The 14,171-nt window shown below is 37.8% G+C and carries 15 protein-coding genes; 13 read left to right on the forward strand and 2 right to left on the reverse strand.

Annotated features, from left to right (window positions below):
- Positions 1-10: 10 nt before the first annotated feature.
- The 12 genes from ACG94X_RS05260 (at position 11) to ACG94X_RS05315 (ending at position 11,914) form a co-directional block, all read left to right on the forward strand.
- Entirely contained in the window at positions 11-661 is a 651-nt protein-coding gene (locus ACG94X_RS05260; protein ID WP_419382691.1) for a YiaD family glycine zipper/OmpA-like lipoprotein, read from the forward strand.
- 117 nt (positions 662-778) lie between these two features.
- Entirely contained in the window at positions 779-1,411 is a 633-nt protein-coding gene (locus tag ACG94X_RS05265; RefSeq protein ID WP_419382692.1) for a YiaD family glycine zipper/OmpA-like lipoprotein, read from the forward strand.
- 130 nt (positions 1,412-1,541) lie between these two features.
- Positions 1,542-2,168 (forward strand): YiaD family glycine zipper/OmpA-like lipoprotein, encoded by a 627-nt coding sequence (locus tag ACG94X_RS05270; RefSeq protein WP_419382693.1) that lies wholly within the window; start codon positions 1,542-1,544, stop codon positions 2,166-2,168.
- A gap of 172 nt (positions 2,169-2,340) precedes the next feature.
- A complete protein-coding gene (locus tag ACG94X_RS05275; protein ID WP_419382694.1) occupies positions 2,341-4,380 on the forward strand; it encodes a UvrD-helicase domain-containing protein in 2,040 nt (679 codons plus the stop codon).
- A gap of 124 nt (positions 4,381-4,504) precedes the next feature.
- Positions 4,505-4,957: a dUTP diphosphatase gene (gene dut, locus ACG94X_RS05280; RefSeq protein ID WP_419382695.1), complete on the forward strand. Its 453-nt coding sequence runs from the start codon at positions 4,505-4,507 to the stop codon at positions 4,955-4,957.
- A gap of 225 nt (positions 4,958-5,182) precedes the next feature.
- The gene (locus ACG94X_RS05285) at positions 5,183-6,613 is read left to right on the forward strand and encodes a phosphomannomutase/phosphoglucomutase (protein WP_419382696.1); all 1,431 of its coding nucleotides are present in this window, start codon (positions 5,183-5,185) and stop codon (positions 6,611-6,613) included.
- A 60-nt stretch (positions 6,614-6,673) separates the two neighbouring features.
- Complete coding sequence (gene argB / locus ACG94X_RS05290) at positions 6,674-7,579, forward strand: acetylglutamate kinase (RefSeq protein WP_419382697.1); 906 nt, start codon at positions 6,674-6,676, stop codon at positions 7,577-7,579.
- Positions 7,580-7,748: 169 nt separating this feature from the next.
- Positions 7,749-8,528: a GNAT family N-acetyltransferase gene (locus tag ACG94X_RS05295; protein ID WP_419382698.1), complete on the forward strand. Its 780-nt coding sequence runs from the start codon at positions 7,749-7,751 to the stop codon at positions 8,526-8,528.
- A 152-nt stretch (positions 8,529-8,680) separates the two neighbouring features.
- On the forward strand, positions 8,681-9,529 hold the full coding sequence (locus ACG94X_RS05300; protein ID WP_419382699.1) for a class II glutamine amidotransferase: 849 nt from the start codon (positions 8,681-8,683) through the stop codon (positions 9,527-9,529).
- 283 nt (positions 9,530-9,812) lie between these two features.
- Entirely contained in the window at positions 9,813-10,268 is a 456-nt protein-coding gene (locus ACG94X_RS05305) for a bacteriohemerythrin (RefSeq protein ID WP_419382700.1), read from the forward strand.
- Positions 10,269-10,493: 225 nt separating this feature from the next.
- Complete coding sequence (locus ACG94X_RS05310; protein ID WP_419382701.1) at positions 10,494-11,576, forward strand: hypothetical protein; 1,083 nt, start codon at positions 10,494-10,496, stop codon at positions 11,574-11,576.
- A 17-nt stretch (positions 11,577-11,593) separates the two neighbouring features.
- On the forward strand, positions 11,594-11,914 hold the full coding sequence (locus ACG94X_RS05315) for an RnfH family protein (RefSeq protein WP_419382702.1): 321 nt from the start codon (positions 11,594-11,596) through the stop codon (positions 11,912-11,914).
- A gap of 94 nt (positions 11,915-12,008) precedes the next feature.
- Here the strand turns inward: ACG94X_RS05315 and ACG94X_RS05320 are convergent, their stop codons facing one another.
- On the reverse strand, positions 12,009-12,407 hold the full coding sequence (locus ACG94X_RS05320; RefSeq protein ID WP_419382703.1) for an outer membrane protein assembly factor BamE: 399 nt from the start codon (positions 12,405-12,407) through the stop codon (positions 12,009-12,011).
- A 111-nt stretch (positions 12,408-12,518) separates the two neighbouring features.
- Here ACG94X_RS05320 and fur point away from each other — a divergent pair, with 111 nt between their 5' ends.
- Positions 12,519-12,956, forward strand: coding sequence for a ferric iron uptake transcriptional regulator (fur, locus tag ACG94X_RS05325; RefSeq protein ID WP_419382704.1), 438 nt, complete (start codon positions 12,519-12,521; stop codon positions 12,954-12,956).
- 83 nt (positions 12,957-13,039) lie between these two features.
- On the opposite strand, the gene ACG94X_RS05330 is transcribed toward fur, so the two are convergent.
- A complete protein-coding gene (locus tag ACG94X_RS05330; protein WP_419382705.1) occupies positions 13,040-14,158 on the reverse strand; it encodes a PilT/PilU family type 4a pilus ATPase in 1,119 nt (372 codons plus the stop codon).
- Positions 14,159-14,171 lie beyond the last annotated feature (13 nt).

Raw genomic sequence — 14,171 nt, forward strand, 5'->3', positions numbered from 1 at the left:
GAGGCATGCGATGCGTGCACTTTTAATTACAGCAGCAGTAGCAGGGGCTTTGGCACTTTCTGGCTGTCAATCAACTGGTAATAACATCGGTGGTTTGGAATACGACAAATCTGCTTTAGGCGGTTTGATCGGTGCTGCAGCAGGCTATGGCTTGTCTCGTGGTAATGCCAACTCTTCAGCTCAAAACAACCGAGCTGCTGCGATCGGTGCAGTTTTAGGTGCGGGTACTGGTCTTTATTTAGACAATAAAGAGAAAAAACTTCGTCAACAAATGGCGGGTAGCGGTGTTGATGTTGGCCGTAATCCAGATGGTTCTGTTGCGTTAATCATGCCAGGCAGCATTACGTTTGATACGAACAAATCTACAATTAAGCCGAATTTCTACGCAACGTTAAACAAAGTCGCTCAAACGTTAAATGAAGATAACAAGAGTGTGATTCTTGTTTCAGGTTATACAGATAATACAGGTAATGATTCAATTAACATTCCATTGTCTCAAAACCGTGCTTCAGCCGTTGCAAGCTATTTAAGAAGCAAAGGCGTATCTAGCCGTATCGATACTCAAGGTTATGGTTCACAAAATCCAATCGCAGATAACTCTACTGCTGCTGGTCGTGAACAAAACCGTCGTGTAGAAATTAGTATTTACGCTGCTAAATAAAAAATTGTAATAGAATTAGCACTATTTTTTAATTGAAAGCTAAGAATCGAATCATAGTTTGCTATGATTCGATTTTTTATTGTCTAAATTTTCATTATCAAAAAATAGGGGGAATATATGCGCACACTTTTAATTTCTACAGTTGTTGGGGTATTGGCACTTTCTGGTTGCCAAAATATGGAATATGACAAAGCGGCAATTGGTACTGGTCTTGGTGCTCTGTTGGGTGCAGGTCTTGCTTATTCAAATGCAGATAAAGACAAAATGGGTCAAGCAGCTGCGATTGGTGCAGTTGTTGGCGGTGGTGCAGGTTTATTGCTTGATCAAAAAGAAAAGCGTTTACGTCAAGAACTTGCGGGAACTGGTGTTGACGTTGGTCGTAATCCAGATGGTTCGATCAATATGGTGATGCCAAGCGTAACTTTTGCAACGAACTCTGCAACGATTCAACCTAAATTCCAAGCTGCTTTGAATAATGTCGCACGTGTGTTGGCTGAAGGTGGTACATCAAGCAAACTTGCATTGGTTATTCATGGTCATACAGACAACACAGGGACAGATGCGATTAATAACCCATTGTCACAAAGCCGTGCCAACTCTGTAATGAACTATTTATCGACGCAAGGTATTTCTTCTGCACGTATGTCTGCGCGCGGTTATGGTTCAAGTTCTCCAATTGCAGATAACTCAACTGCAGCAGGTCGTGAGCAAAATCGCCGTGTAGAAATTACAGTTTACGCAACGAAGTAAGCTGAATGTTTGATTTGGTGTAAAAGTATACCAATAATGTAGGTCACTTATTTTCATGTAAAATCCCAATCGGATCACAGTTTAGCTGTGTTCCGATTTTTTATTTAAAATTTCTGGAGAAATAAAAATAATGCGTAAATTAGTCATGACTACAATTTTAGCTACTTTTGCTCTTTCTGGTTGTCAGAATATGGAATATGACAAAGCTGCGATTGGTTCAACAGTCGGTGCAGTTTTGGGTGCTGGTTTAGCATATGCAAATGCGGATAAAGATAAAATGGGTCGTGCTGCTGCAATTGGTGCTGCACTCGGTGGTGGTGCAGGTCTATTACTGGATAAAAAAGAACAACGTCTACGCCAAGCACTTTCTGGCACAGGGGTAAGTATTAGCCGTAACCCAGATGGTTCTATTAACTTAGTAATGCCCAATGTAACGTTTGCAACAGGTTCTTCTAACATTCAGCCAGGTTTCCAAAATGTATTGACTGATGTAGGTCGTGTGTTATCTGAAGGAGGAACTGCGGGACAAGTGCGTTTAGCTATTTCGGGTCATACGGACAGTACGGGTTCTACTTCAACGAATAATCAACTATCTAAAAACCGTGCTAATTCAGTTTTACAATATCTTTCAGGTCAAGGTTTATCTGCTTCACGTATGAGTGCGAGTGGTTATGGCTCTAATCAACCTGTTGCGGACAATTCATCTGCGGCTGGCCGTGAACAAAACCGCCGTGTAGAAATTAAAATTTCAATATAAGCAGTTTTTTCATGCGATTAAATCTCTTAGCTTTGAGCATGATGATGCAATAGACCACCTTCGGGTGGTTTTTTATCCCCTTACTTTTTTAGTTGGAAACATTCACACAAAGCAATTTGCAAGACTCCTTTAGATGACTATAATCGAGCTCGAAGTTTTTAGAGGATGAACAATGTCAAAAGCAAGTCAGTTGAATGACAAGCAACTTGAAGCCATGAAGTACACTCAAGGACCCTTGTTAGTACTTGCAGGGGCAGGTTCAGGTAAAACTTCAGTAATTACAAGAAAAGTTGCTTATTTGGTTCAGCAATGTGGAATTCCTGCATATAAAATTACAGCAATGACTTTTACCAATAAAGCCGCACGTGAAATGAAAGAGCGTGTGAGTAAATTATTGGGTAAAGAAGAAGGAAAAGGTTTATCCGTTTCTACATTCCATACTTTTGGTTTAAATTTACTTCGTTTAGAGCTTAAAAATACCCCATTAAAAAATAACTTTTCGATCCTTGACGCAGATGATTGCAAACGTATTCTGATGGATTTGATGCACCGTGATAATTTGTCGGGTGCAGAAAGTAAAGAACTCGTTGCCAAAGCCATGAAGAAAATTTCGGATTGGAAAAATGATTTGATCATGCCTGAACAGGCACATAACACCTGTGAAACCACAGAAGATGTTCAATTCGCACACTTATATCAACTTTATGAACGTAATTTACGTGCTTATAATGCCGTTGATTTTGATGACTTAATTGTCATGCCAACGCGCTTATTACAAGACAATGCTGAAGTTCGAGATAAATGGCAAAATCGTATACGTTACTTGTTGGTCGATGAATATCAAGATACCAATACTGCCCAATATACTTTGGTGAAGCTTTTGGTTGGTGTAATGGGGCAATTCACAGCAGTTGGTGATGATGACCAATCTATCTATGCATGGCGCGGAGCAAAACCTGAAAATATGGCTTTGCTGAAAGAAGACTTTCATAATTTAAAAGTTATTAAGCTTGAACAGAATTACCGCTCAACCAGCCGTATTCTGAAAGCTGCAAACCATGTTATTGATAACAATCCACATATTTTTGAGAAAAAACTGTGGAGTGATAAAGGTCATGGCGAAGTTATTCGGGTGATTACGTGTCGTAATGATGACGATGAAGCAGAACGTGTAGTCAAAGACTTGCTCACTCATAAACTGATGAATGGTAAAAGCTGGAAAGATTATGCAGTGTTGTATCGTGGAAATTTTCAAGCGCGTGTTCTGGAAACTCACCTTCGTCAAATGCAGATTCCATACAAGCTTTCAGGCGGTCAATCCTTCTTCGGGCGAGCCGAAATTAAAGATGTGATGAGTTACCTGCGCATCATTATCAACCCTGAAGATGACAGTGCGTTCTTACGTGTGATTAATACACCAAAGCGCGCAATTGGTCCTGTAACCTTGGAAAAGCTTGGTTTATTTGCACAAGAAAATCATTTATCGCTTTTAACAGCAGCAAGTGATCAGCGTTTGACGATGGTGATGCCAAAAAAAGCCACCACGCAATTGGCTGAGTTTGCTGAGTTTATTAATAATTTCACCCGTGAATTGTTGGATGATGATGAACCCGTGCCGAAAATTCGTCAGATGATGAATGAAGCAGGCTATATCGACTATCTTAAAGAAACGGCGGCGACACCTGCACAAGAAAAAACCAAGATTGATAATATTGAAATGCTGTATAGCAGTATTCAAAGTTTGATCAATCGTGCCGAAGATGTAGATGAAAAGAACATTGAAAGTGTAATTCGTAAATTGGTGTTGCTCGATATGCTTGAACAGCAACAGGAAGAAGAAGACACAGATAAAGTGAATTTATTAACACTACATGCATCGAAAGGTTTGGAATTTCCATTCGTTTACATTATGGGCTTAGAGGAAGAATTACTTCCGCATAAGAACTCAATTGCGGCAGAAACTATCGAAGAAGAACGTCGTTTAATGTATGTGGGTATTACCCGTGCGCAGCAAGGTTTGACTTTAACATTAGCCGAACAGCGCAAAAATGGTGGTCAAATGAAGCAGATGACACCAAGTCGCTTCTTAGATGAATTACCGCAAGATGATCTGGACTGGTTAGGGCGTAAGAAAAAGATCAATGAACATATCGATCCTAAATTACAAGCTCAGCAATATTTACAAAATTTAAAAGCTTTATTGAAAAAATAAGCTGATATAAATTTTATTTTTCTCCCTCTAGGGCTGTTGAGTATTTCATACATGGCTTGCGTTGTCGCAAACATTGAAGAATCATGAATAGCCACTGATTACATTGATTTATTAGGATTTCAATATGAAAGTTCAGGTTAAAGTACTTGACCCACGTTTAGGTCAAGAATGGCCAATGCCAACTTATGCAACGACTGGATCTGCAGGTTTAGATTTACGTGCTTGTGTAGACGAAGCGACTCAAATTGAACCTGGACAAACAGTTTTAGTTAAAACGGGTTTAGCTATTTATATCGAAGACGTTAATTTTGCAGGTTTGGTTTTACCTCGTTCAGGTTTGGGTCATAAACACGGCATCGTATTGGGCAACTTGGTTGGTTTGATCGATTCAGATTACCAAGGTGAGCTTATGGTTTCTGTGTGGAATCGTGGTCAAACGACATTTACATTAGAGCCAGGCGAACGTTTGGCACAATATATTTTAGTTCCAGTGGTTCAAGCACAGTTTGAACTTGTAAATGAGTTTGAAGCTTCAGAACGTGGTGCAGGTGGATTCGGTCACACTGGCAAAAACTAAAAATTTATACAATAAAAAGCCTGATAATTCAGGCTTTTTATACAATGATTTGATTTGTAACAAAAAGTACATATTCAATATATCTAAAAGTTGAATATAGTATGCATAATTTATATGTGTATGCTTTTAACCCTAAATAAAGCTTCTCAATAATTAGCCATGTCACTATTCAACAATAGTGTACTCGCCATATGATTCAGGGTTAAGCAAGTAGAAGTTTTGCTTATGATTAAAACCAATAATTTTCCATTTCAAATTTTCCGTGCCTATGACATTCGTGGGAAAGTTGATGTAATGCAACCTGAAATAATTCAGGGAATTGCACAGGCTTTGGCAAATCAATTTTTAGAAAATGGTCAGTTTCAGATCACTCTTGGCTATGATGCCAGATTAACGAGCCCTTATTTTGCTCATATCATTAAACAAGTATTCCAAGAAAAACAAATTCAAGTGATTGAAATAGGCTGTTGTTCTACGCCACAACTCTATTTTGCTGCTCGTAATAGCGATGGTAACGGCATTATGGTGACTGCAAGTCATAATCCAAAAACCGATAACGGGATTAAATGGATTATACAAAGTGAGCCACCATCACCTGAAATGATTCAAAATATCGGTGTTCAAGCTGCACAATATTCACAAAATGATCATATTCACGCCAGTGTGCTGAGTCAGTCGATTACCCATCAAATAAAAACAGAATATTGTGTCTCTTATCAAGCAGCATTATTAAACGATATTGAGCTTTCTAAGCCGTTAAAAGTGGTTATTGATGGTTTAAATGGTTCGGCAGGTTTTTGTGCCAATTTGGTTCTCAAAAAATTAGGTTGTGAAGTCATCGCAATTCGTTGTAATGCGGATGGTAATTTCCCAGACCATGCACCAGATCCATCTCAAGCCACGCATTTAGAATTATTGCGACAAAATGTATTGAATCATCAAGCAGATATCGGTATTGCATTGGATGGTGATGGTGATCGAGTCGTGCTACTAGATGAACATGCACATATTATTTCCGCAGATCGTTTATTGGCTTTATTTGCACAAATTTGTCTAAAAAATCATCCTCAACATGAAATTGTTTTTGATGTGAAGTGTTCTTCAATGGTACGCCAAGCCGTAGAACGTTTAGGCGGACATCCGAAAATGCTCCGTACTGGAAGCAGCTTTTTACGTAAATATATGTCGCAATCTAAAGGGCGGGCTGTATTTGGCGGAGAATATGCAGGGCATTATGTATTTAATGATGGCCGTGGCATGGGCTATGACGATGGTTTATATGCTGCATTGCGTGTCATGGAATATATGTGTTTATTTCCTGAAGCCAGTTTATCCGAGATATTCGCGTCTTATCCCGATCGTTTTTATACCGAAGATACCTATATAAGTACCCATCAAACCGATCCACAAACTGTGTTGAATGAAATTGAACATTTAAGCCAAAATTTTCCTGCAACGCTCAGTAATATCGACGGGGTTCGTCTTGATTTTGATCATGGTTTTGGAATTATTCGTGCATCAAATACGGGTGAGTATTTCACAGTACGCTTTGATGCAGATTGTCCAAATCATTTAAATGAAATTCGTCAGACATTTGCGTCTATGCTCAGTGATCGTTATCCTATGATCGCTCAAGATATTCTTCAAGCACATTGATTGGTATTGCATCCACAGCATTTATCAGTCTAATCCATACAGTTCATTAAGGAGAGGCGAATGCCACAGCAGCATACTGGCATCGACAAAGCACAAATATTGACTGAAGCTTTGCCGTACATTCAACGTTTTGCAGGTAAAACGCTGGTTGTGAAATATGGTGGCAATGCAATGACCGATCCAGCTTTGGAAAGTTCATTTGCTCGTGATATCGTTCTTTTGAAAACTGTGGGAATTAATCCGATTGTTGTCCATGGCGGTGGACCTCAAGTCGATTCACTACTTAAACAATTAGGACGTGAGTCTGACCGTATCGATGGTATGCGTGTCACCGATGCAGCAACCATGGATATTGTTGAAATGGTGCTTGGTGGCAGTGTGAATAAATCAATTGTGAATTTGATTAATAAACATGGTGGACGTGCGATTGGTTTAACGGGTAAAGATGGTAATTTATTACGCGCTAAAAAATTACTCATGGAAAAAATACAGGAAGACGGCACGGTTACTCAAATTGATTTGGGTTTAGTCGGTGAAGTGACTAGCGTTAAAACTGATGTTTTGGAAATGTTTACCCAAAGTGATTTTATTCCTGTGATCGCTCCTTTAGGAGTCGATGAGGATGGGCAAACGTATAATATCAATGCAGATCTTGTTGCAGGCAAAGTGGCTGAAGCTTTAGGTGCAGAAAAACTGATTCTATTGACCAATATCACAGGTGTTTTAGATGAGAATAAAAATCTATTGACGGGTTTAAGTACACAAGAAGTAGATCGCTTGATTGAAACAGGTGTGATTTACGGTGGAATGATCCCGAAAGTTGGTTGCGCATTAGACGCAGTCAAAGGTGGCGTTGTGAGCGCGCATATTGTCGATGGTCGTGTACCTCATGCCACATTATTAGAAATATTTACAGATCACGGTGTTGGAACTTTAATCACCAATCGTAGTAAAACTTCGCATTAACAATAGAAATAATTAAGAACTGATGTTCTATAAAGCCAGTGAATTCACTGGCTTTTTTATGACTTTAATATATAAACCATTCATAAGCTATTTTTAAACGTTCACTATTTCGTCACATTGTTGTCATCTGGATTGCCTAGTGTAAGTAAAAGCATAAGGAGTTCAGACGATGTTTGCAAAATTAAATCAGGTTCGCCAAAATTTTAGTTTACCTTTACCTAAACCTAAAAAAGTACAATCACAATATAAATTTGAATGGGTCGAAGACCTAAAACAACTAAAAGAAATACAGAAGTTTCGTGCAGAACAATTTTCTGACCAATTTGGAATCACATTTGAAAATGGCTTAGATCAAGATTTATATGACCTCGATTGTGAGCATGCTGTATTACGTGATAAATGGAGCAATGAAATCGTTGCTTATACACGTTTAAAACTAGTCCAAGGTCATGAATTAAAAAATAGTTATAGCTCACAAGAATTTGATGTTTCTCAATTTTCACATTTGAGTAATATTGTGGAAATAGGGCGTACTTGCGTACATCCACGCTATCGAAATGGTCGCGCACTTTCTATGTTATGGCTACATTTAGCACCAACTGTATTGTGGAAAATGAAAGCTAAACATTTAATGGGCTGCGTCAGTATCCGTTTAGAAGATAACAAAGCCCGGGCATACTATACGCATCAATTCATTAAACAATTAAATACCAATCAAGTAATTGATGTAAAAGCAAAACCTGCTTTTGAACCGACTCACCCTGAATATAGCTTTCCGCAAGATGAGCGTATTCCAAAACTATTTGATGTTTATTTGAAAATGAAGGCACGTTTATCAAAACAAGCCTATCATGATGAATCATTTAATTGCTTAGACTACTTTGTCTTTTTAGATGTGAATGAAATTGCAAAGAATTTTGTATTAAACAAAATGGTTAAACGTGAATAGGCGATTGCGATATAACAATATTCAGCAGCATTTATTTTCAATCATTGGTCGAATATAGCCCTGTTTGCAAATATTATCAGTGATTGATATTTGCAAGCAGGGAGTGACTCATGCACAATATTCATATAACTAAAACGTTGTATGAATAAATTATGTGTCAATTGCTTGGAATGAACTGTGCAACACCAACCGATATTACATTTTCGTTTCGGGGCTTTTCGCAGCGAGCAGGAATAACGTCTGATCATTCTGATGGATTTGGAATTGCATTTTTTGAAGATAAAGCCTGTCGTTTATTTGTTGATAATCAATCTGCTGTAGAGTCGCCGATCGCAGAGTTGGTGCGTAACTATCCGATAAAATCTCGTAACGTCATTGCACATATCCGCAAAGCAACACAAGGCAAAATTACTTTAGAAAACTCTCATCCATTCATGCGTGAACTTTGGGGGAGACAGTGGATTTTTGCACATAATGGCGATTTGCATGATTTTAATCCGCGTTTGTCAGGGCGATTTACTCCAATCGGGAGTACCGATAGTGAATTGGCTTTTTGTTATTTACTTGAGCAATTGGTACTCAAGTTCGGCTACCATGAGCCAAGTTTAAACGACATTTTCAGTGTATTAGAAGAAATTTCACCACAAATTGCAGAGCATGGCACATTTAATTTCTGTTTATCTAATGGTCAAGCATTGTTCAGTTATGCGACGACTAAATTGCATTGGATTATCCGAGAATATCCATTTAAACAGGCCAGACTTATAGATTTAGATGTAGATATTGATTTTAGTCAATTTACTACAGCCGAAGATCGTGTGGCAGTTATTACCACCGAACCACTAACACATAATGAAATTTGGACTGCATATAAAGCAGGTGAAATGATTTTATTTAAAGATGGTCAAATGGTTAAAACTGCAAATACACGCATTGAACGATTAATTCGAGAAGCGACTGATCCTAGTCTAGTCAGAATAACTAAAGCAGATCAATATTAGTTTTATTTTAGTCAATAAATAAAATAAACCGTTCAATAATATTGGACGGTTTATTTTTTAATAATCTATTTTAATTATAGGTTAAAACAATAAAATGACTAAAACGGTTAAAGAATACCTTACTCTTTTAGTGTGGTTTAAAATAATTAATAAGTATAAACAATGGCTTAATTTGTAATGCATGCTTTTTACTTAATCCCGACCAATCTAGTTCATTTTTATTTAAACATTTAACCGTTACTATGGATTTCAAATATGTAGGCATTGATTTTAAGGTGATCGTATGAAGATGAAATGGATTCCAGAGTTTAATACTGGTATCGATGTGATTGACGATCAACACAAAAGAATTTTGGATTATATCAATGAAATTGATGATATTGGTATTGCAACGGATCGTGCAAGAATTAAATCAATTCTAGATAATATTATTGATTATACTCAATCCCATTTTACTTTTGAAGAAAGTCTGCAAGAAGAAGCAGGTTATAAATATCGCGTACCGCATAAACGTGTACATGATTTATTTATTAAGCGTATTGAAGGTTACCGTACCAGTTTTGAACAAGGGCACTCGGTAGAAAAAGAATTACATGAAGTATTATCGAAATGGTTAATTAACCATATTCAACATGATGATGCAGATTATGTTGGTGCGGTAAAATTAAACATGATGGGAATCATTAAAGAAAATGAAAAGAGAAAAGGCAAAAATTGGTTTGCCAGATTTTTTTCGTAATATTCACATAATGTCTGCATGTTTTACATACAGCATTTTTAATGTGAAATTATGAAAATAACCAGCTCTCTCACTAAAAGAAAATAGAGAGGATAAAAATAAAGATAAGTAGATGATAAAAATCTAGCGCAGCAAATCATCGAACGGTGATTTGCTTTTTTCTTTTAAGCTTTGATTTTCGCCATCGACAAAGGCAAAATAGCATAACTTTCTATGAAACACCTCATGCAGGATTATTCTATGTCACGATGGTTATCGCCGCTCATGGCATTTTGTTTATCATTTATGATTATTGTCGGCTTGGCTCCAAGTCTAGGTATTCAAATTGATCGACAAATTGATTTTTGGATATTGTGGTTAGCAACCATGTTGATTTTGGCATTGCCGATATCTTATTTAGAAGTTGCTTTAGCAAAACGTTCTAAAACAACGGCACTCAATGCCTTGTCGAGCTTAACTCGGGATGCTGATGCATCGCAGTCGTGGCGTATTGTTGGGTGGTTGGCTGTTGTTTTTATTCCATTTCTTGCAGGTGGGATTTTGTCGAATATTAGTCAAACAACAGTACAGATTGCACAAATACCTGTAGCCGCAAATATTCTATTTGCAGGTGTTGCCATTGTTGCTTTTGCACTATCCTTTCTTCCACGTCAAATTTTGATCGGATTAACGGCAGTTGGTGTTGTTTTGTCATTGGTACTTGCAAATGTATTTGGCACAGCTTTGCAACCTTGGCATGTCACACCTATAGAGTTTAAAGAGTGGGGCAATGCAACCATTCTGGCACTTGTTGCAACTGGTCTAGGTTTAGGTTTGTATTGGCAAACCAGTTTGTTAAATATTCAACAACAAAATGAAGCGTCTAAAACAGCACTACCGATTTGGATTGCTCAACTGCTTGCTGTAATCGCATTTGGTTTCTTTGCTGTTTCTGCACAAATTCCTGCATACACATTATTGTTTACAGCCGTGATTTCAGCAGCTCTACTGTTACAGTTAGCGAAAGAGCAGTTGGTACAACGTCAAGTTGCCATTGTGATTCAATTTGCTGTCTTATTGGTGGGTTTATTGGTATGGGCTATTCCGAATATCAATGTTGTATTTAATCCATTATTGATGGTTTGGGGATTACTCATTTGTTTAATTTATTCAATTTTTGTCGGTTGGATTATGAAAATTAGTCATTTGCGTAAAGCCATTAATTTTAGCTCAGAAGCGTTTTATAATATTTGGCGTATAGCAGTTCGTATTGTTTTACCATTCGCTATTATTTTGGCGTTGGCGGCATATATTGGACAGTTGATCTAATGGTTGCGGAAAAGCCAATGGCAAAGGTTTGGGTGGCTTATGCTTCTGAAAACCAACAATTTCATATTGGGTTACAATTTTCCGATGGAATGACAATTGCGGATGCGATTGCTCAAAGTAAGCTGGCTGAACACGTTCAATTGCCTGAAAATTTTAGTTTTGGTATCTTCGGTGTTAAAAGCAATGATATGAGCCAGCTTTTACAAGCAGGTGATCGAGTTGAAATTTATAGGGTTTTGACTATAAATCCGAAAGAAATCCGCCGTAAACGTGCTTTGGAAAATCCAACCAGTCGTTATTGTCGTGGTAATCGTTATCGTCAAATATTGTCTAAATAGTATGGATTGATTTGCAATTTTAACCAATCACTTTAAATAATTGAACCAATTTAAAAAACCCCTCATTGAGGGGTTTCTTTTTATGCCAAAGTGTCTATAGTGGGGGCGCATTTAATATTGCTTCTTTGGAAGCAGGCAAACCAGGTTGTGACTCAGGAATGGTTTCTAAACCTTCAATTTTGTTGACGATACCTGCCTGATCAAAATAAACCTTTAAGTGTTGGCCATTGGCTGCGGGAATCTTGGCTTTTTTCGCATAAGTTCCTGGGATATAGGTATAAATGTAATCCCAACGTGTAGGATTCATCGGATCTGTTACAGTTGGGCTACCAAGCAAGAAACGTACTTGTTGGTAAGTCATACCGACTTGAATTTTTGAAGCTTGAGCTTGGGTTAATGGTGTTCCCTGAGGAATATCAACTTTGTATACTCCTAATACAGAACAACCACCAAGTAAAGAAGCGACGAATAACGTCAGCATGATTTTTTGCATTTTGCTACACTATCCCAATTAATTATGATGCAATTGATCCGATCATAGATCATACTGCATCTAAACTCTGTTGCATATTCCAACTTAAAATTTGTTGAGAGACCTTTTTATATGCCTATTTCAAATCAAGATTTACGAAAAGCTGGACTTAAAGTTACCCTACCACGAATCAAGATTTTGGAATTACTAGAGAATTCAAGACAACACCACTTGAGCGCGGAAGACATTTATAAAACATTACTCGAGCAAGGTGAAGATGTTGGTCTTGCGACCGTGTATCGTGTGTTAACGCAATTTGAAGCGGTTGGTATTATTCAACGTCATCATTTTGAAAACAATCACTCTGTTTTTGAAATCATGCAAGAAGATCACCACGATCATATCGTTTGTCAGAATTGTAATAAAGTCGTTGAATTTTCGAATGATACGATCGAGAGTGAACAACATTCTGTAGCCGAGCAGCATGGCTTTAAGCTGACTGGACACTCACTTAACCTGTATGGTTATTGTGATTCTGTAGAATGTCAGGAAGCATATCGTAAAAGATAAAATCACATAAATACAACAAATTAAAAGGCAGCTCAATCAATTGAGCTGCCTTTTTATAGTGCTTTCAAAAGAGGTGAGACAAATTATTGTCCGTCAAAAGTCAGCTTACTATTCGCATTTAATAACTGAGCACCACCTTCTTCATCCAATTTGATCTGTAGACGTAAATCATTTGGAGAGTCGGCGTGTTTTAGTGCATCTTTGTAAGTAATTTGTCCAGTTTTGTAGAGATCAAATAATGCTTGGTCAAAAGTCTGCATCCCTAATTCCCGCGAACGTTTCATTAAGTCTTTAATTTCATGTACTTCTCCCTTACGGATTAAGTCTGAAATTAAGGGTGAATTGACTAAAATTTCAATTGCCGCACGACGTGAGTTACCGTCTGGTGTTGGGATCAATTGTTGTGCAACCATTGCTTTTAAATTAAGCGATAAGTCCATAAACAATTGACTATGACGATCCGCCTCAAAGAAGTGAATAATACGGTCAATGGCTTGGTTGGCATTGTTGGCATGCATGGTTGCAAATACCAAGTGACCTGTTTCCGCAAATGCAATTGCATAATCCATGGTCTCACGAGAACGAATCTCACCAATCAAGATCACATCGGGTGCTTGACGTAGGGTATTCTTTAATGCAACTTCAAAGGAGTCTGTGTCAATACCGACTTCACGTTGGGTAATGATACAACCTGCATGTTCATGTACAAATTCAATTGGGTCTTCAATGGTAATGATATGACCTTTTGAATTGTGGTTGCGATAACCAATAATGGATGCAAGTGAAGTCGATTTACCTGTACCTGTCGCACCTACAAAGATGATGATGCCACGTTTGGTCATGGCTAAATCTTTAAGAATAGGTGGTAGTTTCAGTTCATCCATAGTTGGAATCGTGGTTTCAATACGACGTAACACCATGCCTGGCATGTCACGTTGTTGGAACGCACTTACACGAAAACGTGCAGTTTTATCACGGTTGGTAATTGCAAAGTTACATTCACGTGTATCTGCAAATTCTTTGCGTTGCTTCTCACTCATAATTGAGTTGAGCAACTGCATAATGATTTCACCGTTCAATTTGCTTTTAACCACAGGAACAATCTGACCATTAATTTTCATTGATGGTTCAACATCTGCAGTAATAAACAAGTCGGACGCTTTTTGCTCAATCATCATGTTAAGCAAGTCATTAAAGTCCATCTTTAAAACCTCA

The organism is Acinetobacter psychrotolerans, assembly GCF_048552595.1.
In the GTDB taxonomy this organism is placed as follows: Bacteria; Pseudomonadota; Gammaproteobacteria; order Pseudomonadales; family Moraxellaceae; genus Acinetobacter.